Annotated in this window: 20 protein-coding genes; 9 read left to right on the top strand and 11 right to left on the bottom strand. The window is 40.4% G+C overall.

What is annotated here, in order from left to right; translation table 11 throughout:
* Positions 1-4 precede the first annotated feature (4 nt).
* The 3 genes from HWV00_RS07480 (at position 5) to HWV00_RS07470 (ending at position 4,157) form a co-directional block, all read left to right on the top strand.
* Positions 5-1,702: an LruC domain-containing protein gene (locus tag HWV00_RS07480; RefSeq protein ID WP_211685475.1), complete on the top strand. Its 1,698-nt coding sequence runs from the start codon at positions 5-7 to the stop codon at positions 1,700-1,702.
* Positions 1,703-1,926: 224 nt separating this feature from the next.
* Positions 1,927-3,441 carry a methyl-accepting chemotaxis protein gene (locus HWV00_RS07475; RefSeq protein ID WP_211685474.1) on the top strand — a complete coding sequence of 505 codons (1,515 nt, stop codon included), beginning with the start codon at positions 1,927-1,929 and terminating at the stop codon, positions 3,439-3,441.
* A gap of 221 nt (positions 3,442-3,662) precedes the next feature.
* Positions 3,663-4,157, top strand: coding sequence for a methylated-DNA--[protein]-cysteine S-methyltransferase (locus tag HWV00_RS07470; RefSeq protein ID WP_211685473.1), 495 nt, complete (start codon positions 3,663-3,665; stop codon positions 4,155-4,157).
* Positions 4,158-4,280: 123 nt separating this feature from the next.
* On the opposite strand, the gene HWV00_RS07465 is transcribed toward HWV00_RS07470, so the two are convergent.
* The gene (locus HWV00_RS07465) at positions 4,281-5,135 is read right to left on the bottom strand and encodes an RNA polymerase sigma factor RpoD/SigA (protein ID WP_211685472.1); all 855 of its coding nucleotides are present in this window, start codon (positions 5,133-5,135) and stop codon (positions 4,281-4,283) included.
* A gap of 406 nt (positions 5,136-5,541) precedes the next feature.
* On the opposite strand from HWV00_RS07465, the gene HWV00_RS07460 reads away from it, so the two are divergent.
* On the top strand, positions 5,542-6,996 hold the full coding sequence (locus tag HWV00_RS07460; RefSeq protein ID WP_211685471.1) for an HD-GYP domain-containing protein: 1,455 nt from the start codon (positions 5,542-5,544) through the stop codon (positions 6,994-6,996).
* Positions 6,997-7,004: 8 nt separating this feature from the next.
* The gene (locus HWV00_RS07455) at positions 7,005-8,057 is read left to right on the top strand and encodes an aldo/keto reductase (RefSeq protein ID WP_211685470.1); all 1,053 of its coding nucleotides are present in this window, start codon (positions 7,005-7,007) and stop codon (positions 8,055-8,057) included.
* Here HWV00_RS07455 and HWV00_RS07450 read toward each other — a convergent pair.
* The 5 genes from HWV00_RS07450 to HWV00_RS07430 all read right to left on the bottom strand — a co-directional run bounded on the left by HWV00_RS07450 (position 8,032) and on the right by HWV00_RS07430 (position 15,920).
* Positions 8,032-9,339 carry a HAMP domain-containing sensor histidine kinase gene (locus tag HWV00_RS07450; RefSeq protein WP_211685469.1) on the bottom strand — a complete coding sequence of 436 codons (1,308 nt, stop codon included), beginning with the start codon at positions 9,337-9,339 and terminating at the stop codon, positions 8,032-8,034. The two genes, HWV00_RS07455 and HWV00_RS07450, sit on opposite strands and share 26 nt — an antisense overlap.
* Positions 9,336-10,019, bottom strand: coding sequence for a response regulator transcription factor (locus tag HWV00_RS07445; RefSeq protein ID WP_211685468.1), 684 nt, complete (start codon positions 10,017-10,019; stop codon positions 9,336-9,338). The genes HWV00_RS07450 and HWV00_RS07445 overlap by 4 nt, the downstream gene beginning before the upstream one ends.
* 83 nt (positions 10,020-10,102) lie before the next feature.
* Positions 10,103-13,309, bottom strand: a complete 3,207-nt coding sequence (locus HWV00_RS07440; RefSeq protein WP_370630498.1) for an efflux RND transporter permease subunit — start codon at positions 13,307-13,309, stop codon at positions 10,103-10,105.
* Positions 13,306-14,550 (bottom strand): efflux RND transporter periplasmic adaptor subunit, encoded by a 1,245-nt coding sequence (locus tag HWV00_RS07435; protein WP_211685467.1) that lies wholly within the window; start codon positions 14,548-14,550, stop codon positions 13,306-13,308. The genes HWV00_RS07440 and HWV00_RS07435 overlap by 4 nt, the downstream gene beginning before the upstream one ends.
* Entirely contained in the window at positions 14,547-15,920 is a 1,374-nt protein-coding gene (locus tag HWV00_RS07430) for a TolC family protein (protein WP_211685466.1), read from the bottom strand. The genes HWV00_RS07435 and HWV00_RS07430 overlap by 4 nt, the downstream gene beginning before the upstream one ends.
* A 232-nt stretch (positions 15,921-16,152) precedes the next feature.
* Between HWV00_RS07430 and HWV00_RS07425 the strand changes: the two genes are divergently transcribed.
* Positions 16,153-16,608, top strand: a complete 456-nt coding sequence (locus HWV00_RS07425) for a GAF domain-containing protein (RefSeq protein WP_211685465.1) — start codon at positions 16,153-16,155, stop codon at positions 16,606-16,608.
* A 45-nt stretch (positions 16,609-16,653) separates the two neighbouring features.
* Here the strand turns inward: HWV00_RS07425 and HWV00_RS07420 are convergent, their stop codons facing one another.
* A complete protein-coding gene (locus HWV00_RS07420; RefSeq protein ID WP_211685464.1) occupies positions 16,654-17,457 on the bottom strand; it encodes a GGDEF domain-containing protein in 804 nt (267 codons plus the stop codon).
* Between the two features lie 327 nt (positions 17,458-17,784).
* On the opposite strand from HWV00_RS07420, the gene HWV00_RS07415 reads away from it, so the two are divergent.
* Positions 17,785-19,479 carry a sensor histidine kinase gene (locus HWV00_RS07415; RefSeq protein ID WP_211685463.1) on the top strand — a complete coding sequence of 565 codons (1,695 nt, stop codon included), beginning with the start codon at positions 17,785-17,787 and terminating at the stop codon, positions 19,477-19,479.
* 3 nt (positions 19,480-19,482) lie between these two features.
* On the top strand, positions 19,483-20,196 hold the full coding sequence (btsR, locus tag HWV00_RS07410) for a two-component system response regulator BtsR (protein WP_211685462.1): 714 nt from the start codon (positions 19,483-19,485) through the stop codon (positions 20,194-20,196).
* A 473-nt stretch (positions 20,197-20,669) separates the two neighbouring features.
* Here btsR and HWV00_RS07405 read toward each other — a convergent pair whose 3' ends face one another.
* The gene (locus HWV00_RS07405) at positions 20,670-21,002 is read right to left on the bottom strand and encodes a PBPRA1643 family SWIM/SEC-C metal-binding motif protein (protein ID WP_211685461.1); all 333 of its coding nucleotides are present in this window, start codon (positions 21,000-21,002) and stop codon (positions 20,670-20,672) included.
* Positions 21,003-21,265: 263 nt separating this feature from the next.
* Here HWV00_RS07405 and HWV00_RS07400 point away from each other — a divergent pair, with 263 nt between their 5' ends.
* Positions 21,266-23,182, top strand: coding sequence for a methyl-accepting chemotaxis protein (locus HWV00_RS07400; RefSeq protein ID WP_211685460.1), 1,917 nt, complete (start codon positions 21,266-21,268; stop codon positions 23,180-23,182).
* 70 nt (positions 23,183-23,252) lie between these two features.
* Here HWV00_RS07400 and HWV00_RS07395 read toward each other — a convergent pair whose 3' ends face one another.
* From HWV00_RS07395 to HWV00_RS07385, 3 genes are all read right to left on the bottom strand, one after another.
* Complete coding sequence (locus HWV00_RS07395; protein ID WP_255554955.1) at positions 23,253-23,654, bottom strand: hypothetical protein; 402 nt, start codon at positions 23,652-23,654, stop codon at positions 23,253-23,255.
* Between the two features lie 254 nt (positions 23,655-23,908).
* On the bottom strand, positions 23,909-24,445 hold the full coding sequence (locus tag HWV00_RS07390; protein WP_211685459.1) for a DUF1439 domain-containing protein: 537 nt from the start codon (positions 24,443-24,445) through the stop codon (positions 23,909-23,911).
* An 18-nt stretch (positions 24,446-24,463) separates the two neighbouring features.
* Positions 24,464-25,165 carry a DNA-3-methyladenine glycosylase I gene (locus tag HWV00_RS07385; protein WP_211685458.1) on the bottom strand — a complete coding sequence of 234 codons (702 nt, stop codon included), beginning with the start codon at positions 25,163-25,165 and terminating at the stop codon, positions 24,464-24,466.
* Positions 25,166-25,232: the final 67 nt, after the last annotated feature.

Below are 25,232 nucleotides of genomic sequence, written 5' to 3'. Positions count from 1 at the left end.
AGATATGCATAAATTTAAATTAAATAAGCTCTGTTGTCTTGGTCTACTTGCATTATCAGGTTCAGTATTAGCAGCTGCAACAGAAGAAGGTACGGTTAATAATAGTGGTACGTATACCTACACACAAAAAATTAACTCAGCAAGTACAGCCCCACACTATACACAATCAGGATCGGGTGGTTTTGGCATTTCATCTGGACATAGCGCAGATTTCGGTTGGCAACACAGTTTTGCAGAAGTAATGAGTAATCCTTTAGTCCAAATTCAAAGTGCGACATTACTCATTCGTGCCTATGATGTAGATTCAGAAGCGTTTCATGGCCTTAATGGTGAATATGATGGTATCAGTGTTGATGGTGTCGATTTAAACCCCGGTCTATTACAAGGAACAAATGGTACTTGGTCTGAAACCTCATTTGATCTCCCAATCTCCTCCATTACCGATGATGGACTTATCAATACATTCGTTGATATTGATATGAATGCAGCAGGCTGGATCACCACCCTAGATTACAGCTTGTTAACGATTACTTACATGGAAACCAGTAACCTACCACCGTCGAAACCGACGTTATCAATGACACCGAGTACCTGTACTTTAGTTACCGATGATCTTGTTGTTGGTGTAACAGGCCCTACACCTGCTGATCCCGATGGCGACAGTGTGACCTACTCATATCGTTGGTTTGTTGATATTGGTCAAGGCAGCGTAGTAGATGACGAAGTAGCCGGTAAAACAGACCACACTGGTAATACCGTATTAGCCGCTGAAACCGTCGCAGGTGAAACATGGCGTGTACAAGTCACCGCAACAGACTCTAATGGCTTAGCGAGTGACCCAGAATTTGCAACATGGGAAGATGTGGGCGTCGATTGTGACCAAGATGGTGTAACAGATGCGAACGATGATTACCCAACCGATCCAGATCGTGCCTTTAATAACTACTCAACACAATCAACATTAGCGTTTGAAGATCTATGGCCAAACAAAGGAGATTATGATCTAAATGACTTCGTACTTCAGCATACATTTAATCGTATCACCAATGCTGCAGGCCAAGTTAAAGAAGTTACATTCACAGGTTCAGCCGTGGCTCGTGGTGCAAGTTATGCAAATGCATTCGCGATTAGTTTCCCAGGTACTGAAGCCGCGAATGTAGAAAGTTCGACCTTTATTGTTGATGGCACCCCAAGCGCAATTACGCCAGAAGCAGGTCATGCGGGTGAAACAGTCATGGTACTATTCGAGAATATTTTCGATGTATTACCTGCAAACGCTTTCCCTTATTATAATACTCAAAGCGGAGATGATAGAGCGCTCGTACCAGTCGCATTTACAATGGTATTCACAACACCTGTAGATAGTGCATCACTTGGTAGTGCACCATTTAATCCATTTATCTATCAAGTGGGTCAACGTGGCAAAGAGATTCACCTTGTTGATAAAGCACCAACAGACTTAGTTAACGTAAGCTTACTTGGCTCTGGTGATGATGCAACAAACACAGGTACAAGTACTTATTATCAAACAGCAACAGGTCATCCTTTTGCATTGAATATTCCAACAGCATGGAGTCACCCATATGAATATATCGATGTGTTACTTGCTTATCCACAAATGCAAGCATGGGCTGAAACAGGTGGTATATCTAACCCAACTTGGTATAACTTCCCTACTACAATTCATTGTTGGAAATGTTAATCATTAATTAATCAACTTAAAACTAAATGCAGCCTAGGTTAATCCCTAGGCTTTTTTGTTCCCTTCGTAATGTCCCTATCATATTAACCCTGACTGTTAATACGCCTCAATTACCATCAATTAGTTATAATTACCGCATAAACAAGAACAATCAGATGACTAACAGTAAGTTCAATGTTATTTTGTTTTTTTAACCAATTTTTTACATATAAATAGGTAACTTGATGACTGACAACTCTGCGCAATTAATTTCATTAGTAAACTGCAAGGGTGAATATACTTATGCGAACAAAGATTATTGTGATGCATTAGGCTATTCACAAGATGCATTATTAGGGAAAAGTAGCCGCGAGTTAGATTCGTCAACCATGCCTGCAGTCGTCATCGAAGAAGTCAGAAAAACCTTAGCTCAGGGCTTCTCATGGCAGGGTGTCGTTTGCAAAACGAATAAAAATGGTAAAGATTTTTGGCTTGATACCTTTATTACCCCACAATTTGAAAAGGGTAAAATTACAGGCCATCAAGAAGTCAGCACACCAGCAACGCCACAAATGATTAGCCGTGCGAGTAACGTATACAAGAAATTACAAGGAAAAAGCTTTTTGTTTGAATTCACTCGAACACAACGCTTCGCCTTCTTAACGTTAATCAGCCTTATTTCTCAAGTATTCATTTATAACTATTTAGGCTTTGCAGCATCATTAATTGCTTTCTTCTCAGCTGTCACACCCATGCTGGTTTTTTGGCAAGATATCATTCCAATGGCACAAAAAGCACAGCGTATGCAAAGCACGTTTGACAGCGTTAGTCGCCAAGTCTACTTCGGTAAAGGGACCGCCAGTGTTTTTGATTTCAATATGGGACTGCTTAAAACCAAAATTAAAGCCATTTTAGAGCGCACCCTCGATTCAACAAAACCCGTTCAAGATGTGATCATAACCGTATCGAAAGGAACAGATCAAATCAGATCGAACTTAGTTCACCAACAGCAAGAGTTAACCGAAGTCAGTACTGCAATGTCACAAATGTTAAGCTCTACAGATGAGATTGTCCGTAGTAGCGTGACGACATCTGATGAAATTGACGCGACATTTAAACTGTGTGAAACAGCGCAAAGTGGCATCAACATCACCACAATTGAAGTAAGACAATTAGCGAATGAAGTTGAACAAGCTTCGACTGCAGCAGATAAGCTAAACACCGAAGCACAAAATGTTGGTAGCTTGATGACAGATATTCAAGCCATTGCCGACCAAACCAACCTACTCGCCTTAAATGCAGCAATCGAAGCAGCCCGCGCTGGTGAACAAGGCCGTGGTTTTGCGGTTGTCGCAGACGAAGTACGTACGCTATCTTCACGAACTCAAGATACGGCAGAGCACATTCACACAAGTTTATCGACGATGTTGGAAACCATTAATGATTGGCTAGTGATGATGAAGCAAAATAAAGACAATGCGGACCAATGTGTAATAAAAGCAGAGCAATCAGATCAGGCTATTGCGATTATTCATGAAAAAATGCAGCAACTGTCACAACTATCAATGCAGATCGCAACCGCTGCTGAAGAACAGAGCGTCGTATCAAACGAGATAAATAATCACGTTATCGATATTAAACAAGGTTCTGAACTAAACTGGCAACATACCGAAACCGTTGTCACGCAAATGGATGAATTGAAAACAGACATAGATACAATCAGTAATTTAGCAAAAACCTTTATTCCGACTGCATCATAATTCCACATAACAGTGCCACATAACAGTGCCACAATAGTTTAGTCTCATCGTTAAGTATGAGACTAAACAAACCAGCAAGTTAAACCATTGGTCTGACTTGCTGGTTATGTTCATTATTATCTAGCACACTTCCATTTATCCGATCCAGATAACAATAAAATTTGTAACTTTAAACTAAACTTTAACTATCTATATTTAAAAGTTTAAGTTGTAACGTCCTTATGTATTACGATAAATTCACCGTTCAAATAACTACGCCCTCAGGTGAAGAAGATTGCCATATCATTCTAGTTGGAAATGAAGACGGTATTACGCAATTACTAATTGATAATGGCACCAAAACGATTGATATTGCGACAGGCTGGCATCACTCCAGTACTTTTTTTAATGATGCTAAATTACAGTTACGCGAATATTTTAATGGTAAACGTCAAGAATTTGATCTGAAATTAAATCCAGTGGGAACTGTATTTCAGCGTCATGCATGGCAGCAATTAACTAAGATACCTTACGGGGAAACACGCCGTTATAAAGATATTGCATCCGGCTTAGGAAATCCAAATGCATCGAGAGCTGTCGGAATGGCAAACAACAAAAACCCAATCCCGATTATCATTCCTTGCCACCGTGTTATTGGCGCGAATAACAAACTCGTTGGTTATGCTTATGGCTTAGCGCTAAAACAACAATTACTCTCGCTTGAAAACAGCCATTAATAACAGCTAAAATAGCAACGAATGCGCCATCTAAAGCAACAACAAGTCATCAATATAAACACCACATCATCTTGATATCGCTTGCCACATTCAGTCGCAAGCGATTAACTAAGACACTAGAGACTAAGAAATATAATCGTGCTGTTGCACACTATTCATTAATAACTTTGGTTTTAATTTTCTTAAACTAGTACGGATGATAGTACGGGCTTTTTCTCGAGAAATAGATAAACGCTCACCAATACGCAATAAACTCAGTGGCTCTTCGCCTGTTAGACCAAATCTAAGCTCAACAACATTCCGCTCACACGTCGGTAAGTTGTCCAATAAAGCGAGAAGATGATCACGTGTATTTCCCCCTTCAAACTCATCACTTGGGGTTACCGTTGATACGTCTTCAATAATATCGGACAGTGTTGTGACTGAATCATTATCGGTAACAATATTTTTATCTAAACTGAGTTCGTTAAAGTAATAAGATAATACGTCCATCACTTCATCAATTTCAATTTCTAATACCTTAGCAATAACAACCAGATCATTATCACTGCCCACATCAAGCCCGAGTTCTCTTGCTACTTTAGCGATGCTTTTATACATCTTACCCACGTGAATGGGAATACGGATCGTCCGAGAACTATTCATAATACAACGTTCTATATTATTCTTAATCCACCAAATAGCATATGTTGAAAATCGATAGCCTTTACTCGCATCAAATTTTTCAACCGCGCGAATTAATCCTGTATTTCCTTCTTGGATGATATCAACCAAAGGAATGGAACTGTATTGATAACGTTTAGCGACGTTAATAACTAAACGTAAATTTGCTTCGATCATGCGATTTTTCGCGCGTAAATCACCATTACCTACAGCGACCGCAACCTCGTACTCTTCTTCCTTTGTAAGTAAGGTGCTACTTCTGTTCACTTGCTGCATATATGCATCTAAAGCATTCGATTCGTGAGATAATTCCATTTCTCTGTCCTATAAAGTCTAAACGGCTTAACCTTATTTAAATACTCAACGTTCATACTGTAATCTCAGTACAAAATCATTAAAACACTCAAAGCTACCAATGACTAGGTACTCACAATGGAATAAACGAATAATGCGACAATGTTTCACGTTTATGTGCAGCGCTTCAAAGAATACAGATTAAAAATGTCTGGTCAGAGCATTAAGCCCTAGCGGATTGATCATTTAAAGCATACGAATTTACATATAAGAGCATGATTAATATAGATATAATTTACAACTAAGTATTTTATCAAGTTAGCGGTAACTAAATAAGCTATGTATCCGATTATATACAAATTGGGGGAATAGTATCTCAATCAAAACTAAGTATACTAAATGCTGTTAAACGCCAAGGAATGCACCTATGACTATGTTACTACTGACAAAAAAAACCGCAGCATGGCACTATTTTACGGCTGCGCTCGTGTTCAGCATTTATGGTGGTCGCGTATGTCCATTTATTGATTCTATTTCAATTTGGCAAACTAGCCTCTATTCTTTTATCACTTTTAGCTGCATGTTTATCGTGAGAAATAAGCTACTCCCAGATCACGCTGATTTTAAAAATGTGCTACTCGAATTAGCCATTTTCATTCTCGGTGCATCCGCGCTTGCCGCTTGGTACATAGGTTATTATGATTTCCCCATAGAGAGCAGTTTGAAAGTGCTGTTTGGGATTGGCTGTTTAGGTGCCTTAATTAGTCTCGATTTAGCCTTGCAAGCACAAATAAGACATTATCCACACGCTAAGTTCAAACAACTGCCTGAAAACATGACTCACCTGCGTCATTCGATAGCCAGTCAACTTGCAGCCTTAGTTGTATTCATCGTGATAATGCTAACAACAATCCTCGCGATGATTATGATCAAAGATGTACGTTGGTTAACCGAAAATATGGGGCGCTATGACGAGCAAGCTGCACTGATTAGTATTGTAAAAGAGTTTGTATTTGTCGCCGCAGTACTCATTGCTTATACCTGCACGATTATGTATCACTGGTTACAACTGCTGCGCTTATTATTAGATAATCAGCAACGGGTATTAATCGCTGCTGCTAAAGGTGACCTTAATGCGCGCGTACCAGTCTCACACCAAGGTGAGCTCGGTATTATTGCTTATTACACTAATGAAATGCTTAATAAACTATCACAAAGCAAAGCCGAAATTATACAAACACGTGATGTGGCAATTGTCGGATTATCAGCATTAGCCGAAGCCCGCGACAATGAAACCGGTGGTCATATTTTACGTACCCAAGAATATGTGCGAGCCTTAGCAATTCAATTACAAAATCACATCAAGTATCAAGCCTACCTCACCAATGACACTATCGAATTGCTTTATAAGTCAGCGCCTTTGCATGATATCGGTAAAGTGGGTATCCCTGATAGCATATTACTAAAACCAGGTAAACTCACTGACGACGAATTTGAAATAATGAAAACCCATGCCACCATAGGCGCAGAATCAATTGCAGTCGCCGAAAAACAGATGGGTTCAAATAGTTTTCTTGCTATTGCACGAGAAATTGCCCTCAGTCACCATGAAAAATGGGATGGTAGTGGTTATCCCTCTCAGCTAAAAGGCGATGACATTCCACTCTCTGGTCGATTAATGGCATTGGCTGACGTATATGATGCGCTCATATCAAAGCGAGTATACAAACCCGCGTTTAGCCACGATAAAGCAAAAGAGATCATCTTAGCCGGAAAAGGAACACATTTTGATCCCGCAGTTGTCGATGCATTTCTTAATTGTGAACAAATGTTTGTTAGTATTGCCTTAACCTATAATGATAATGAGAAAGAAGTAGCATAAGGATGACAATGCAATTTTCAACACTAGGTAGTAGCGGCTTATCTGTGTCACGCGTTTGCTTAGGCAGCATGACATGGGGATTTCAAAATAATCAGCAAGACGCGAATCAACAAATCGAATACGCACTCGCACAGGGCGTCAATTTTATTGATACGGCAGAGATGTATGCAGTGCCACCGTCAGCAGATACCTACGGTAAAACAGAAACCATTATCGGTAATTGGTTGGCAGCAAATCCGCATCGCCGTAAAGATATTGTATTAGCAACCAAGATAGCTGGCCCCGGCTTACCTTGGGTTCGTAACGGCGATCCCATTACTGGCGATTCGGTCGTACAAGCTGTTGATGCCTCGCTAAAACGCTTACAAACCGATTACATCGACTTATTTCAATTACACTGGCCAAACCGCCCCAACCCGCATTTTAGCCGAAACAAGCCTAATGACATTCGATTCAGTGATATAAATAGTGCTGATCATACTGCACAAATGCTTGATATATTACTTGGCTTACAACGCTGTGTAGACGCTGGTAAGATCCGGTTTTGTGGATTATCTGACGATACAACGTGGGGTATTAATACCTACCTAAAACTCAGTGATCAGCACAATTTACCACGCATGGTATCGATTCAAAATGAGTTCAGTTTATTACACGCGAAAGATTGGCCCTATCTAATCGAGAACTGTGTACATGAAGATGTTGCCTACTTACCTTGGTCACCGCTCGCCACAGGAATGCTATCAGGTAAGTATCTAAACAATGCTCGTCCTGAAGGCAGCCGATGGACGTTCTCACAACGCAACAAACTATTTAGAGATACTGAAGCAGCCCAACTTGCGACTGCTGAATACGCTGACATTGCCCGCCAATGTGGCATTACACCAGCCCAATTAGCATTAGCTTGGTGTGATCAAGTTGACGGTGTAACGTCCACTATTATTGGCGCAACGACGCTACCACAACTTACAGAAAATATTAACGCCTTTGCAACCCAACTAACACCACAGGTACTTGCAGATATCGAGTCGGTATTTAAACGTTATCCGGCACCGTTTTAGTCTCGTTCAGGGTGGTAAAGTGAACCGTTACTTTATGCCCTGAAGATTCAACTAACCGTTCGTGAGGCCAATTAAAGCGAGCGGTCAGTTTATCAGTTAGTTTTAGTCCCAACCCAAAACCGAGATCATTCGTGCTATCAGTATCGCTTGTTTCATCATCATTAACATTACGAATAATCACTTGACCTTGCTGTTGAGTAATCGTCACTACACCACGGTAAGTATGCTGAAATGCATTACGAACCAAATTAGCTAAGACAATACGACAGGCCGTTGCAGGCACCTTGACTTGCCACTCACTTGTATTGAGTTCAACACAAACCGACTTCCCGCGTAATAAATAACTTAAATCTTCAACCGTTTGCCTAATTTGAACGTCTAATTTTACCGACTCTGGTACTAACAATAAAGATTCGTCACGGCTTAACCACAACAAGGTTTCCGTTAAATGACTCATGGTAAAACCAGCACGTTCAACACGTTCTATCACTTGTTGCTGTTTTTCCGTCATCGGTGATTTACTGTTTATTTTATTGAGTAACTCTACATTAGTACGAATAACCGCAATGGGTGTACGTAATTCATGACTGGCATTGCGTAAAAACTCATGTTCTCGGTCAAGGCTTTCTTGTACTGAGTTAAGGCTGTTATGAACAATTGTAGCTAACGTATTCAGTTCTTTATATTTAAACTCCGGAGGTGGTTGCTGTAAACTCTCGGCATTTAATGATTTGGCCCAGTCACGCAATGCCTCAACAGGTGAAGCGACACGGCGCATAACCATGATCAACAATAAAGCAAAAACAACAATGCCACTTAAACCAAAAACGGGGATCCAGACAAATTGCGAACCCGGCCCATCAGATAATCGCGCATGTAAATCGCCTTTAAAAGACTTATAAATATACAATAACTGCCCCGGCTTTGTTTTCATTACCATGACAAAATGCACTTCACTAGGAGGAGAAAACAGTTCTTTTTTCACTATATGTTTATTTAATTCAAACATCTCAGTCGGTGGTTTTCCAAAGCTATCTCTCGCCTCGCGAGGTAAGTCTTGCCAACGACTCGCCACATGAAAGTCTAACAACATAATCGGTTGATTATCTTTTACTTCTATCCCTTCTGTGTCTGCAACTTCGACCATAGTGCCACGCAATACAGAATCCATTCCCTCAACAAAATAATTCACAGTCAATGCTGAAAAAGTAATGGCCATACTCACACCTAAAAACAGCATCGCGCCAAGAAAATATAATCGTAAACTAGGTCTTAGTTTCATGATGCAGTTCCATCATCATGACGCAATGCAAAACCTAAGCCTGTCACCGTATGTAACAAAGGCGGCACATCACCTGCATCCAGTTGTTTACGTAGATTATAAATATGCACTTTTAAGCTATTGCTGTCCGGTTGTTCATCACCCCACACCGCCTGCATTAATTTTTCTCGAGATACGGGATTGGGGGTCGCGCGCATTAATGTTTCAAGGATTTTCCACGCGGTGGGCGACAACTTTAATAACTGCGCTGCGCGATAGGCTTGTTTTTGCTGTAGGTCGAGTTCTAAATCGGCCAAGGTTAGACGCTTCACTTGACCACTTCGACGACGCGCTAATACTTGCATACGTACGATTAACTCCTCCATCGCAAACGGCTTCACCAAGTAATCATCAGCACCAGCATCAAACCCCACCAACTTATCGCCCAAACTGTCACGGGCGGTAAGCATCAACACTGGTGTATCAATGCCCTGCTCGCGCATATGCTTACACACCGTTAATCCGTCCATTTTTGGTAAATTAAGATCTAAAATAATGGCGTGATAGTCATTACTAATAATCATGTTTAAACCTGCCTGTCCGTTCATGGCATGATCACATTGAATGTCTTCTAATTCTAAATAATCAACCACAGCGGTCGCTAAATCTAAATCATCTTCCACTAACAACAGGTTTAACATTTTTACTTACCTTAAATTAATTATTAACGCACGACACAAATAACAGAGTTAACGTCTATTCAAGGGAGAGTCCATATTCCCCACTACCCTAAACTCGCTTCGTTACTCCCTATCATCTTAACGAAAAACTGTTTAATTTCATATTGAATGAACAGTAAAGCCGGTATCAATATCAAGGTGATCAAGGTAGCAAACAAAATACCATAACCCAATGAGGCAGCAGCAGGGATCAAGAACTGCGATTGCGTTGACGTTTCACCGAGTAAAGGAGCCAGTCCCGCAAACGTGGTCACCGATGTCAGCAATACCGCACGTAAACGACTACTACAGGCAGTTACAATCGCATCATGCAATGATAGTTTAGCGTCTTTCATCAGCTCATTAAAACGTGATACAAGCAGTAAACTGTCGTTCACAACTACCCCGCTTAACGCCAAAATACCGTTGAGAGACAAGATACTAATCGTAAGGTCATTTAGCCAATGCCCTAATATCGCGCCCACGATACCAAAAGGAATAGCAAACATGATCAGCACTGGTTGCACATACGATTTAAGCGGAATCGCTAGCAGTACGTAAATCGCGAGTAACGCACCAACAAACACAGTAACCATCGAACTAGTTGTCTCGCCTTGCTCTTCTGCTTCACCAGCAAAGTGTATATTTAGTTCTGGGAACTGACGCATTAACACGGGGACTAAGTCCTGCTGTAAGTTAACCACCAGCTCGTTTGATGCCAGTATCGATTTATCCACTGATGCGGTTAAGTACACAGTACGTAAACTATCAATACGCGTGATTTCGTCTTCTTGATATTCACTGCTAATCGTCGCAACACTGCTAAGTGGTACAACCGTACCATCCGGTGTTCTAACACGCGCCTGCATAATATCAGCTAACGTTTGGCGTTGTGCTTCTGGATAGCGAACACGCACCTTCACTTCGTCTTTATTACGTTGAAAACGCTGTACGATATCACCACCAAATGCTTGCAGTACTTGCTGTGATAATGTCGCGGTATCCATGCCTAAGCTACGGCCTTGCTCTGTTAATACAAAACGCACCTGCGGTTGACCGGGGTTAAGGTTGTCATCAATACCACTCACACCCGGTATTGATGTTAATGCTGTTTTAAATTGTTCACCAGCCGCTTTCACCGTGGCATTGTCCCACGATTTCAATTCAACCTTAAAGTTATCAACCATATGTTTACTAGAAAGAAATTTAAGTTTTTTAACCCCTTCAGGCGAACCTACTAATGCTTGCCATTCTGCCGTAAATTCATTTGATGGGTAAACAGATTCAGAGTCGAGTTCTACCGTTAATTTACCAGAACTGTCATCGTCCGCTATCACCTGCAAGCTGTTAATTGCGCTATTTTCAGCGTCGTCATACCTTGCTTGTAAGTTTTTATCTGCTTGTATTGCGGCTTGTTCTAACAACAATAAGTTAGTATTAGTCTGTCCAAAACTGGCATCATTTTGCATAACAAGATCCGCGCTCACTACTTCACCGGGAATATCAGGGAAGAAGGTCACACGAACACTACCCGTTAACGGCAAGCCAACAACCAAAATAAATAAGGCAATAAATCCTAAAATAATGGCATACCGTAATTTTAATGACCACTCAATCACATTGCGATAGATACGGACGTTGAACCACTGTAAACCTGCGTCTGCGGCACCTTGAATTCGCGCCCACAGTCCTTTAAGACCAACCGTCGATTGACGGGCCGTGTTAAGGTGCGCTAAATGTGATGGCAAAATCAGTTTAGACTCCACCATTGATAGCAATAAACAAATAGTCACCACACCCGCAAACTGCGCATAGATCTTACCGAGATTACCGTCAACATTAGCAATCGCGACAAATGCAGCCACCGTCGTCAATACACCAAACAATGTCGGTATCGCTACTTTCATCGTACCTTTAACTGTATTCGCTAACGTATCGCCCTCTTCCTTACGCGTGGTATAGATGCTTTCGCCAATCACAACCGCATCATCAACGACAATACCCAACGCCATAATAAAACCAAAGGTCGTCATTTCATTAATCGTTAAACCAACGAACGCGTCTTGCATAAAGAACAAGGTACCGAATAATACAAACGGTAAACCAGCTGCCACCCAAAATGCCACGCGAAAGTTCAAGAACAGCGCTAATACGATAAACACCAGTGCGATACCCGTTAACGCATTTTTGGTTAGCAGTGACAGGCGGTCAGTGATCGTATCGCTTTGATCGTACCAAGTAACCAGCTCTACATCTGCAGGCAGTAACCCGCGTTCATGCCATTCATCAACCACCTCTTGCGCTTGTTTTACAATCTGGGTGATATCACCGTAGTCGTCCATCACAATCTCGATTGCCATGCCATTTTGTTGGTCATAACGCGATAAACTGTAGCTGTCATCTGCAAACGTATCTGTCACAGTTGCAACATCCGCTAACGTCACCACACTGCCGTTACTGCTCGTGATAACCGGAATATTGGCAAACTCACTTTGCTGATAAGCTTGTGACGACGCTTTTAAACGCATCACTTTTTCACCGTTACGTAAACTTGTCGTTAATGGTGTTGCCGATTCGGCATTAATCACAGCTGAAATATCAGCGATAGTCAGTCCATATGCCTGTAATTTAGCCTCATCAACTTCGACAGAGATCATCGGCTCTGTTTTCGCTTTAATCTCTAAATCACGAATACCTGATTTTGCTAATAGGTCTGATTTTAGTTTTTCGGCTAAGGCCTGTAACCTTGTACGATCGGCATCACCATACAGCTGTACCCATAATGCATGATCTTGACGTCGCGCTTTGTCGATGACTGGATTTTCAGCATCGCTAGGGAAGTTATTAATCGCATCTACATTGGTTTTTACATCAGTGAGTAAGGTATCAAGTGAATAACCACTGGTTTTTTCAATACTAACGGAGCTACCATTGGCATTAGATGTCGACGTTATACGTTTAATACCTGCTACGGTTTCCAGTGCATCTTCGATTTTAATCGCGATGCCTTCTTCCGCTTGCTTCGCATCACCACTATCGTAATTAACCGATACGCGAATGGTGTCAGGTTCAATGCTTGGGAATGCTTCTTTACGTAAATTACCTAACGCCATCACACCCAATAAAATAATACTGATCAATAATAAGTTCGCTGCAACAGAATTACTGGCAAACCAACTGATCAGCCCTTGTAAAGGATTCATGGTCGTCTGCACTTGCGATTGTGATAAATGACGTTGCGGCTGTGATAACGGGTTATTGTGTTCACTCATAATTTCACACTCACATGATTGGCCGCCACACTGGAGGTTTTAATGTCTAAACGAGTAACGTCAGCAAGCTGCATGTCACTTTGATTTTTGTGCTTTGCGATAACTTGCATCCCCTGCACATAACTGTTTAACGGTCGAATGATAATATTGGCACTCTCCATCCCTTCAGCTGGCGTGATATAACTTAACTCGCCTTGAGAAAACTGTTTTTTCGCGGTGAACGTTGCTAAGTATCCGTCTGCACCGATGTACCACACGTCACCATTTTGTGAGATTGCAGTTGCAGGTAACTGCCATAAATTATTCAGCGCTTTACCTTCCACGGTGGCAGTAACAAATGTACCTGGAAATAACGGTGTTTGTTGCGCTAACGGCTGTTCGACAACAACAACTAATGAGCGCTGACGACTCGCATTATCAAGGTGTTGCTCTACACGTTCTACATAACCTTGCCACTGCGCATCTCCGGTGGTATTCGTTAAAGTAACGGGCCACTGCCCTTCTACCGCACCACTGATATCAGGTAAACTTGTCCATTGGTGCGCCGATAAGGGGATCTCAATTTCCATACGATCAGTACTGTATAGCGTGCCGATGGTATTTCCCACTTGCAGATAACTGCCTAATTGCACATCTCTACTGACCACTAATGCAGAAAAAGGGGCTGCAATCGCAGTTTTATCTAGATCGCGCTGCGCTTTTGTTAACTGACTTTGTGCATTTTTCAATGTAGCCTGTGCCGCGATTAACTGTGGTTCACGTAATACTAAAGGCGACTCTGGTTCACCTGTAATACCCGAATTCTTCCATTCAAGACGCGCTTGTTGACCTTGACGCTGTTCCTCTAACAAGGCTAATTTAGCGTCTGCCACTGTCACTTGTGCACTAGTCAAAGCTTGCTGGTAATCAATGTCATTAATTTGAATAACCGCTTCGCCCTGTTTAAATTGTTTACCTGTTGCAAAGTTCTGCCCTATTGATTCAACCTGACCACTCACTTCACTGGTTAAAGTTAACTGATAACGTGATTTTGCTTCACCATACCCAATCACTTCCGCTTGGTAGTTACCTTTCGACACAGCCATCACTGCTACTTCAGGTAACTGCACAACCGCTTTCGCTGCAACACCATGGTTCGCGTTACCCGCCGCGTCCATTTTCGCGCTGTTGTAACTAATCACAGCAAAAATGCTTGCAGCGGCGGCTAATGTGATTGCGATAGTAATAACATTTTTTTTCATGATGTCTCTCCAGCGTTGTCAGTGGTAATGCCAAGCCCTAAAGCCAGTCCTAAATCTATACGGTTAACAAGTCGGTTATATGTTGCTTGTGTTAATTGTGATTGCAGATCAAATGTTTGTTGCTGTACGGTCAGTAAATCTAAGATATCCACCAGCCCTTGACGGTATTTGGTTTGATAATTCGCTTCACTGCGCTTTGCACTGGTTAAAGCATCGTTTAAATGCAGTTGCTGACGCGCAAGGGACTTTTCTTGCCCTAGCGCATTATCAACTTCATTCACAGCTGTTAATAAACGTTCTTGATATGCCCAGTAAGCTTTCTCTGTATTCAGTTCGGCAATATCAATCTGGCTACGTAACTTCCCCCCTTGGAAGATAGGCGCAGTCAACTGACCTAACAGACTCCATGCGGGACTGGTGAATAACGCTTCACTGGGTGAGTTAGCAATGTCAGTCAAAGAAGCTGATAAACTAATGGATGGGAGTAACGCTTTATACGCCACATCTGTGCGATATTGCGCGGCACTAATTGCTGCGTAAGCCGCTTGCAAATCTGGTCGACGAGCTAAATCTTGATCCGGTAAACTCGCTAACGGCTGTAGCACTGTTGGAAATTCACTATTTGCTTCAATGGCTGTCGTTTGTCCAAGTAGCAAACCTAAGTTACGTTGGTTCTGTGCGAGTGTTTCTTGCTTATCAACTAAGGTGGCGCGAGTCTGTGCACTACTTGTTCGTGCGTTATCTAGCTCTTCAAGTGCCCCTAATCCACTACGGTAGCGACTTAAAATAAAACGTTCATTATTTTCTAATACCGCCAATCGCGATGTTTCAATCGTAATTAACTGCTGTTGTAAGTTTATTTGTAGCCAACTACGCATTATGTTCGCAGCCAATGCATCACGTGCGCCTTGATAAACAGCCTGCTCATTAGCAATATCCATATCCGCCGCTTGCACTTCATCGCTAATCTTCTGCCACAAGTCCAACTCCCAACTTACGCTAACATCCGCTTGATAGTTATCACTCTCCTCGTTAGTCTCAGCATTAAAGCCTGCGTTCACTTGTGGTATGCGTCCGCTTGTTGTTACACCCCGTTGTGCATAAGCAATTTGCAGAGTAATCGCCGTTTGTTGCAAACTTGGGTTTTGCAATATCGCTTGTTCGACTAAACTTGTCAGCTTAGGCATCGCAATAAGCTGGGTTAATTGCGTCAGCTCAACAGCATCTTGTTGCTCATATTGCCAATCAGTAACCGCTGTACGTGCTAAATCGGCATTATGTTGGTAATCAACAGCGGTGTTACTGCAACCAATAAGGGTTACTAACGTCAATGCTAATACTGAATATCGTAATGGACTCGAATAAGCCATTGTTTATCTCCTCAATTCTACTGAGGTCAGTATAAAAAATGGAGGGTTAAGGCAGGGTTAAGATGGATAAACAAAAAACAATGAATAAACACAGTTAAACATATATATAGATGATGCTTTTACTGACAGTTATTTACCGTTATTATTCAAAAAATGAGATCTAATCAACTAAAAAAACACACTTAATACGTATAATCAAAAGTAACTCCAAATAAGGATATAAGGAATCAATATGCCATTTGTTAACATCAAACAGTCATTCCCTGAATGGCAAGAGCGTTTAAACACGCTTGCAAGTAATTCAGGCTTACATTCAATCCTGATCATGGAGTCAAAACCCGACACAATGGAAGTTGTCGTTGCCAATGAACAACCTATTTATAATGTGGGTGACTGTGGTCCTAAAAGTAGACAACCAGGCTGCCACGAACTCTATTGCGAACGCGTTGTAGATACGGCACAACCAGTATTTATTCCAGATGCAAGTATTGACGATGAATGGAAAGGTAATGAAGATTACGTTAAATTTAACTTAGGTGTTTACCTTGGTTTTCCGTTAGTCGCTCAAGGTGTCGTAGTCGGCACAATCTGCGCTTTAAATGATAAGACGTTTGATTTTAATGCTGGTGAACCATCGGTTTGCAGTGAGTTAGTGCAATTGAAAACAGATCTTGAAATGGCGTTCTAGTCATTCGGTAGTTAGCAGTATGAGGTTATACTGCTAACTTTCGTATTAGCGCTTGTTTTGACGCTGCTGCTTATTCATATACAATTGTTTGTCTGCAACGCCTAGCGCGGTAGGCAAGGTAATATCTTGATGCATGACTTGCATGCCAAAGCTAAATGACATACCTAAAAATTCAGTATCTTGTTCTATCCTATCTCGTATTTGCGTCAATCGCTCAGCAATCATATTTTCATCAACACTTTCAAACACGACAACAAATTCATCTCCACCAACACGATAGACTATGTCTGAATCGCGTAATTGGTTACTAATGAATGAGGCGAACTTAATCAGCATTTCATCTCCTGTTAGATGACCATACGTATCATTAATCCGTTTAAAATTATCTAAATCCAAATACACAACAGTATTATGACTAAAAGTACGCTGCATTAATGCCGTTTTATTCGCGATCCCAGTCAAGTCATCACGCTGTAAACGTGCGGTTAAATTGTTTTCAGTCTTCACTTTCTCGGTAATGTCCCATGACAATAACGCCATAAACTCATCACCATTCTCTTTCATTATATAACGAACAGATTCGAAGCTAGTGTCATTGAAAGTTTCAATACTAGTAATGACCTTGGTTGGATCACATAAAGCCACATCATCATTCGCTTTGCACTGTAATAATAAAGCGATCACATCTTCATTTTCGATTTTACTTATAATGTCATCAAGTGTTAATCCATGCACATCAAATGGAAAAAAATTCTTATAATTCTCGTTGACGACAATATGTTCGCCACTTAATTTTTTCACCGCGATTAATCCGGGGAAGTTTTGAATAACCTGATTTATTAATGACATACTAATTCCATTTACAGTCGCGATGAATGAATTATACCTATTAGTTCGTATAAAGACTATGTATATATGGTTGAAAGTATTAACTTTATAGTGTCAGAAATGTAAAAAAACATCATCAAACTGTTTCTGATTTAGGCTAACCGCCACTTTTCGTTCGAAAAACAATTAAAACATAGCTAAACGGTTATATTTAATAGGTTTTTTTGCTAAGTGTGTAGTATGCTGCCTAACTCATAAATAAACAGCGCATTTAATACCTTACTTCTACTAATATTTCGATAAGTATCGTTACTGTTTGTTATTCATATATAAAATTGAGATGACATTATGGATTTAATCCCCTCTCTATTACAACAAATGTGTGTTTATCTGGTGCTTGCTTATCTACTCAGTAAAACACCTATATTTACACCGCTATTAAATATATCGACCCGTTGGGAAGATAAGTTTAGCTGTTACTTAATCTTCTCGATGTTTTGCATTATGGGTAGCTACTTTGGACTACAGTACCAAGATGCAATTGCGAATACTCGCGCTATAGGTGCAGTAATGGGCGGATTGTTTGGTGGCCCTCTTGTCGGATTAGCAGTGGGAATGACAGGCGGTATCCATCGCTATTTTATGGGCGGCTTTACCGACCTTGCTTGCGCAATTTCAACATCCGTTGAAGGCTTAATCGGCGGTTTACTCCATGTATATCTGCTGCATAAAAATAAAATTAATTATCTATTCAAACCGCACATTATCTTTCTAGTCACTTTATTTGCAGAACTGACACAAATGGCGATCTTGCTCGCTGTCGCGAAGCCTTATGATCAAGCCTTTCTACTGGTAAGCCAAATTGCAATCCCGATGATCACCGCTAATACAATTGGCGCGGTATTGTTTATGAGTATTATCGAGGACAGAAAATCTATTTTCGAAAAGTATTCCACCTCATTTTCGCAACGCGCATTGAGGATAGCCGATCGCAGTGTCGGTATTCTAAATCAGGGACTTAACCCCGAAAGTGCAAAAACGATTGCTCGTATCGTCTATGAAGAGACGAATGTAGCAGCTGTTGCGATTACAGATACAAATAATATATTGGCATTTATAGGTATTGGAGAACGACATCATACCACGGTCGAAATTTCCGATTACACTCAACAAGCGATTAATGAAAACCGTATCATCGATTTAAATAGCACAACCAATGTCTACCAATGCCAAATTGATAGCAAGTGCCGTTTGGGTTCAGCCTTCATTTTGCCGCTGCGCAACGGTGACAATGAAGTTGTAGGCACAATCAAATTATACGAACTACACCAGAAGCTACTTTCTAATATCAACATATCAATGGCAAAAGGGATAGCGCAATTACTCTCTAGTCAGATCCTATTGGGCCATTACCAACAGCAACAAACATTATTAACACAAGCAGAGCTAAAACTATTACAAGCCCAAGTAAACCCTCATTTTCTATTTAATGCATTAACAACGATCAGTGCGGTTACACGCCGAGAACCCGATAAAGCCAGAGCCTTAATTCAGCATCTATCGCAATTTTTCCGCAGTAACCTTAAACAGAATATTGAATCCGTGACCTTGCGAGAAGAGCTCTCCCATGTCAATGCCTACCTCACAATAGAACAAGCCAGATTAACCGACCGACTCACAGTTAACATTGATATTGAGCCTGAGTTAATGGATATAAAACTGCCTAGCTTTACCCTGCAACCTCTCATCGAAAATGCGATAAAACATGGTATTTCCACCATGTTAGGTGCCGGTAAATTAGAAATCTACAGCCAAAAGACAGAAAACGGAACACGCATATTTGTCACCGACAATGCCGGTACATTCATTACGACTGAAGAAGATAAAGCGAAAGATGGTTTAGGGCTAAAAATAGTAGATAAAAGACTGATTAATCATTTTAATGAAAACTCAAGCTTACAAATTTTAACAACAGCAAACAAACTCACTGAAGTCTCATTTTTGCTGCCAACAAGCACAATAACAACGAATAAGGAAAGCTAACTCATGCTTAATGCTATTGTCATTGACGACGAACAATACGCTCGTGAAGAGTTAATTGAATTATTACATGAAACAAAGCAGATACAAGTAATAAAGCAGGCAGAAAATGCGATTGAAGGATTGCAGTTTATTAATAAACTAAAGCCTGACATTATATTTTTAGACATTCAAATGCCGCAAATAACGGGTATTAAAATGTTATCTATGCTTAATCCAGATACCATGCCTAAAGTTGTATTCACAACCGCTTATGATCAGTATGCTTTACAAGCTTTTGAAGAAAACGCTTTTGATTACCTGCTTAAACCTGTCGATCCTGCACGTCTCGAGAAAACAGTTGAAAGACTGGTTAAATCAACAGAGCAACCCAATTATAATGCCCTCATACATAAGCAATTAGAGCATGTGCCTTGTGTAGGCCATAATCGAATACTGATCATCGCAACCGAAGACATTGAGTTTGCATACAGTGGACTATCTGGTGTGTATATTAATACCGGGCAGCAAGAAGCAACCAGCCAATTGACCCTAAAAGTATTAGAAGAAAAAACACCGCTGATTCGTTGCCATCGCCAGTACCTTGTAAACCTAAAAGCGATTAAAGAAATCCAACTTTTGGATAATAGCTTAGCTGAAATCGTAACACTCAGCGGAAAAACGTTACCAGTCAGTCGCCGCTATCTAAAGCTATTAAAGCAAAACTTAGGCATTTTATAATTTCGTTATAATTTTCCACAAAAAAATAGCCTTACCACAAATGTGAATAAGGCTATTTTTATGCTAAAGACTGAATATAAAGAAACATTACTTAAATGTGTAGAAGCACTTCTTTCACCCCTGCCAGGCTGATCTATATTCAATCTCCTTTGCATCCTTGTCAGCAACTGTGCTGTACGAGTTTAGTTGATGGACGCAAGCCACCAAAAAAAATACAACAAACTCATATAGACCTCCTTATTTATATGACCGTAATTTTAGTAACATAAGGCTATATTAATAGTACTGATTATGTCAGCGGTTGTATGGCGACTTAAGTGGCCGATGTTACCGGTAATATTGGCCGAAAATCGAAAAATGCGGATACTTTGTATATTCAGTGTCAGGGATATAAAGAAGCCTTTAATTATACAATTAAAGGCTTAATAGAAAAGACTGTAAACAATATTTTAAAATGGGGTCAGCGCGAGGGCTTAAGCACAGCACTTTTTATATTTTTTACCACTACCACATGAACAAGGCTCATTGCGGTTAGGTGTTTTTTCGAATCTTGTTGTCTTTGGCTTGTTTAACATTCCATCCAGATCAACCGTGTTTTCTTCTTTGTCTGCATTAACTTCAATGTTAGCAACAAATGTTGTTTCAGCTAAAATAGCTTCAATTTCAGCTTTACGCTCTGCAGTTTTAACAACCAAGCTTAGTGGCAACTCTTCTGTGCCAAGTTTGATATCACGCTTTGTGTTATAACCTGATTTAACGTGGTTTAGTCGCGCGTCAATACGGCCTTTGAAAAACATTTTAGACATCTTCAATTCCTAATTTTTGATTATTCTCACTTCAACCCGCTCTTATACTATAAAAATGATCAATTTTATACACAATACCACTTAATAAATTAAAACAGCACACAAACCTAGCTTATATCACTAAAGGTTTAACTAACGCTGCCGTTAACCAAGTTAGTTAACGCATAATGTTAAAAATTAATTATAATAATTCAAATTAAGGTGCTAAATCTAAAGCACTTTTTCATTTGAATCACCTATTTATCGGCCAGGACAACTACCGGATGAATTTCAGTCAATTTAGTATTAAGAAAAAACTAATCTTTACGATGATTAGTGCCGTCATTACAGCGACCTTACTTGTTGGATTTGTTAGTCAAAACCTAGCAAGAGAGGTAATAGAAACACGCTTAACCACGTCAGAGTTACCTGCAAAGTTAATGCAGATCCGTAATGAGGTCGATAAAGAAATATCAACATTACAACAAGCGGCTCAACAGTTAGCGACTAACCGCTTTGTTATCGAACGCCTGCAAGGTACAACAACACCCTCTCAAGAAGCGTTGTTAGTACAGAGCCTGAATGATGTTAAAAGCCAATATCAATTGATTGATGCATCCATTGCTAACCGCACGGATGGTAACTATTGGAATCAAAATGGTTTTTTACGTCAGCTTAATCGCCAACAAGACAACTGGTTCTTTGATTTTACCAACGGTAATAAAGCACAATCGGTTAGCATCTTTAAAGAACGCAGTGGTGAAACTAAACTATTCATCAACTACCAGCAGCTAAACGGTGTGGCAATGGCTGGACTATCAAAATCACTCGATGATATGGTTGATTTTATTAACCAGTTCAAACTTGAGCAAACGGGTTTTGTTTACCTGGTTGATGCAAATGGTACGGTACGTTTACACAACGACAATGCACAAATCGGTAACACAGATTTAAGTCGTATTTATAATCCTGAAGTTGCAAATGCCTTGTTGCAAGCAAACACTTTTAATATGAGTGAAGCGACTATTTCTGGACATGAAAGTATTATTGCCAGTAGTTACATTCCTTCTATGGATTGGTATGTAATCGCCGAACTGCCAACAAAAGAAGCCTTTGCTAGCTTGTCAGAAGCCAATAATAAGATCATGTTATGGACGCTGATGATTGCCCTTGCTTTCACGTTCATTGCTATCTGGTTAGGTAATAACATCACACGTCCGATTCAGCGTATTGCTACTGTATTTGCTGAACTTGGTCATGGTGATGGTGATCTACGCCAGCGTATTGATGTACAAGGTCAGGATGAAATTGCTCAACTATCACTAGGCTTTAATAGCTTTATTAGCAAGATTCATGATTCAATGATGGAAGTATCTCGCACAGGTGAAGCACTACAAGAAGCAGCCGCAGAGGTTGCTAGCAAAGCGCAGATCACCTTAGATAATAGTCATGACCAACGTGATCGTACCTTCCTTGTGGTAACAGCCATTAATGAAATGGGTGCGACTGTGAATGAGATTGCAAATAATGCCTCTAACGCGGCGAGTGAAGCCCATAACGCCGAGTCTGAAACTCGTGATGGTCAACAGGTAGTGACACAAGCGAGTGACGTTATTCACCAGCTTGCAGGTGATGTGGATGAAGTAAGCCAAGTTATCGATTCACTGGCCAATAATACCCAAGCGATTGGCAGTATTTTAGAAGTAATTAGCAGTATTTCAGCACAAACAAATCTACTTGCACTGAATGCCGCGATTGAAGCTGCACGTGCAGGCGAGCAAGGCCGTGGTTTCGCAGTTGTGGCTGATGAAGTACGTAATTTAGCAAGTCGTACCGATCAATCAACCAGTGAAATTCAAACCATGATTGATAATTTGCAAAATGAAGCCACAAGTGCCGTGACAGCTATGCTGAAAAGCCGTGAGCTCACCAACCAAGGTACGATTGCAACGACAGATACCTCAACAGCGTTGGTATCAATTGGTGAACGTATTTGCCTTATTTCAGATATGAACACGCAAGTTGCAACTGCAACGGAAGAGCAATCAACAGTGGTAAATGAAATCAACCAAAATATTGTAGAGATCAATGAAATCACACAGTGTACTGCGGATACAGCGGAAGGCTTAGCGAAATCAAGTCATGCGTTACGAGATCTATCTGTACGCTTAGGTGACATGGTGGGTGTATTCAAGCTATAGAGAGTTAACCGTCAGTCTTTGCTACTATCAGTCCTGCTTTAAAAGGGCTGATAGTCGTGACATTAAACGCTTACTGCAGCGTCATTACCGCCCATAAGACACTGGCGAAAATACTACTTAAAATCAATTTATTTTCTACTATTCGTTTTTTTTGTTTCGATAATAATACCGCAGCTTGTTCTTCATTCGCTATCGTGTCTATTTTTAAAGCCGCGACTTTAGCTGTTTCATGATGAGGTGTGTTATTCGCTGCATTTATCTTTTCTAAACAAATCTGGCGTGTTTCAACATCACAAGCATCACATTTATGCTTTATATCATCCATACCTAAATGCGTTAATAGCTGCGCTATATTTTCAATTTTATCACCTTTGCAGTTCACTTGCTGTGCATTATTAATGCCATCAGAATTATCACCAACACACATACCTTCTAATGCGTTAGTTGAATCTACAGACGGTTTAATTTTCACGATAAAAGCTCCTTCCATTAGAATTTAAATTCACGATAAACGAGTGTTTTTTATTAACAATCGACAACAAATACCTCAATAGGGATAATAGCGTATAGATCACAAAAATCTCAATCTTATTATGTATAAAAGTTAATTATTATTGACCATGAATAATAATTAACCATTTGTGAGTAGTTTTAGTATGTTAAGTCCAAAAAAAACCGCATAACAAGTCGCTATGCGGTTTTCAACTTTCGTTATAAATATGTAAATTAAATCACTTTAAGTGTCGCAATCAGTTCTTTATTACGTACTTCGATTGATTCGAGCACCGCTTTTAGCATTGTTTGTGTTAAATCATCTTGAAGCTTATATATTGGCATCTTATTTAATACCGGATTAACCACCTGCTCCGCCATGCTCATCACTTGTGGAGTAAATATATCAGGCATGCCTTCGACTTTAACTTCATGTACTTTCATATTCGTTACATAAAATGCAGCATCCTCAGCCTTGTAGCTCAGCGAACCGGTTAATCGTGTATACCCCCTGCTTTCTAAACCTGCCGTTAATAGTTTCACGTTTAATCGCAACTCAATGTCATTCTTGTCTTTCGCTAACGTCAGCACTGGATTGCTCAACTCAACAGATAAGAATGACGTTTGTTTAACAAGTGGCATCACAGCCAATACTTTCTCTTGCAGTTCTGCTTCAGTAAATTTAACCGTTAACGCCTGTACCGGTAATGCGAAGGTGAAAAACAACAGTAATAAAGTAAACACTGACTTACTTATTGGTTTAATCATCATTTAATATTCTCTTTAATGTTATTCAGTTTCGGCACTAAATCCAACACGGTTATCGCCAACCGAATAAGCCACGATTTGACTGAGTTCTTGCAAACTATAGCCCGACTCTTGTTGCCATTGATTAAACGTATTCTGAATTGTCGTTAAACTACGTTTTGTCATTAACCCACCATCAATAAGTTGATGTCCTCGGAAATAAGCTTCAACGTCAGTACTTAACACAAAGGTGTCTTTACCTAATCGGCGTAATGCATACGGTCCCGTATTACCGCCTAAACGACTGCCGTGTTTTTTCATGTATTGCCACAAGCCAACAACATCATCCGCTGGCCATTGCGCTAACCACTTAGCAACCGAGCCGTATTCATCACCAATTTCTTTCAACCATAGTGCATTATCACGCACTGTTTTTACCTTGGTGTAGTTACGAATAATCTTCGTATCAGCCGCTTTACGCTCTAGCATATCATCAGGCATTAATATTAACTTATCGATATCAAAGCCCCAGAACACTTCTTCAAAGCCACTCCACTTGTGCTCGATAATTCTCCACACAAATCCTGATTTGAAAATGGCGCGTGTAAATTCAGCCAATACATCTCTGTCTGCGACCGTAGCAAGCTCAGCATTGGTCAGAGGTTGCGATATTAAATACGCTAAGGCCTCTTCTCCGCCTTTTCGTTCAGCAGCTCGGTGATATATTTTGTCGAATGATTCCATGAGTCTTTATAACCTGTATTGATATATGCCTGTAGTCTATCGCAATTTTAATCTCGCTAACAAGGTT

It is taken from the genome of Moritella sp. 24, from assembly GCF_018219155.1.
In the GTDB taxonomy this organism is placed as follows: Bacteria; Pseudomonadota; Gammaproteobacteria; order Enterobacterales; family Moritellaceae; genus Moritella.
Note: the sequence above shows the minus strand (reverse complement) of the source record. Positions and strands in the feature narration are given on the sequence as shown.

What these genes read in the sequence shown, in the direction of transcription:
- HWV00_RS07480 (WP_211685475.1), top strand. Translation starts at nt 5, where the DNA reads ATGCATAAATTTAAATTAAATAAGCTCTGTTGTCTTGGTCTACTTGCA.
- HWV00_RS07475 (WP_211685474.1), top strand. Translation starts at nt 1,927, where the DNA reads ATGACTGACAACTCTGCGCAATTAATTTCATTAGTAAACTGCAAGGGT.
- HWV00_RS07470 (WP_211685473.1), top strand. Translation starts at nt 3,663, where the DNA reads ATGTATTACGATAAATTCACCGTTCAAATAACTACGCCCTCAGGTGAA.
- HWV00_RS07465 (WP_211685472.1), bottom strand. Translation starts at nt 5,135, where the DNA reads ATGGAATTATCTCACGAATCGAATGCTTTAGATGCATATATGCAGCAA.
- HWV00_RS07460 (WP_211685471.1), top strand. Translation starts at nt 5,542, where the DNA reads ATGACTATGTTACTACTGACAAAAAAAACCGCAGCATGGCACTATTTT.
- HWV00_RS07455 (WP_211685470.1), top strand. Translation starts at nt 7,005, where the DNA reads ATGCAATTTTCAACACTAGGTAGTAGCGGCTTATCTGTGTCACGCGTT.
- HWV00_RS07450 (WP_211685469.1), bottom strand. Translation starts at nt 9,339, where the DNA reads ATGAAACTAAGACCTAGTTTACGATTATATTTTCTTGGCGCGATGCTG.
- HWV00_RS07445 (WP_211685468.1), bottom strand. Translation starts at nt 10,019, where the DNA reads ATGTTAAACCTGTTGTTAGTGGAAGATGATTTAGATTTAGCGACCGCT.
- HWV00_RS07440 (WP_370630498.1), bottom strand. Translation starts at nt 13,309, where the DNA reads ATGAGTGAACACAATAACCCGTTATCACAGCCGCAACGTCATTTATCA.
- HWV00_RS07435 (WP_211685467.1), bottom strand. Translation starts at nt 14,550, where the DNA reads ATGAAAAAAAATGTTATTACTATCGCAATCACATTAGCCGCCGCTGCA.
- HWV00_RS07430 (WP_211685466.1), bottom strand. Translation starts at nt 15,920, where the DNA reads ATGGCTTATTCGAGTCCATTACGATATTCAGTATTAGCATTGACGTTA.
- HWV00_RS07425 (WP_211685465.1), top strand. Translation starts at nt 16,153, where the DNA reads ATGCCATTTGTTAACATCAAACAGTCATTCCCTGAATGGCAAGAGCGT.
- HWV00_RS07420 (WP_211685464.1), bottom strand. Translation starts at nt 17,457, where the DNA reads ATGTCATTAATAAATCAGGTTATTCAAAACTTCCCCGGATTAATCGCG.
- HWV00_RS07415 (WP_211685463.1), top strand. Translation starts at nt 17,785, where the DNA reads ATGGATTTAATCCCCTCTCTATTACAACAAATGTGTGTTTATCTGGTG.
- btsR (WP_211685462.1), top strand. Translation starts at nt 19,483, where the DNA reads ATGCTTAATGCTATTGTCATTGACGACGAACAATACGCTCGTGAAGAG.
- HWV00_RS07405 (WP_211685461.1), bottom strand. Translation starts at nt 21,002, where the DNA reads ATGTCTAAAATGTTTTTCAAAGGCCGTATTGACGCGCGACTAAACCAC.
- HWV00_RS07400 (WP_211685460.1), top strand. Translation starts at nt 21,266, where the DNA reads ATGAATTTCAGTCAATTTAGTATTAAGAAAAAACTAATCTTTACGATG.
- HWV00_RS07390 (WP_211685459.1), bottom strand. Translation starts at nt 24,445, where the DNA reads ATGATGATTAAACCAATAAGTAAGTCAGTGTTTACTTTATTACTGTTG.
- HWV00_RS07385 (WP_211685458.1), bottom strand. Translation starts at nt 25,165, where the DNA reads ATGGAATCATTCGACAAAATATATCACCGAGCTGCTGAACGAAAAGGC.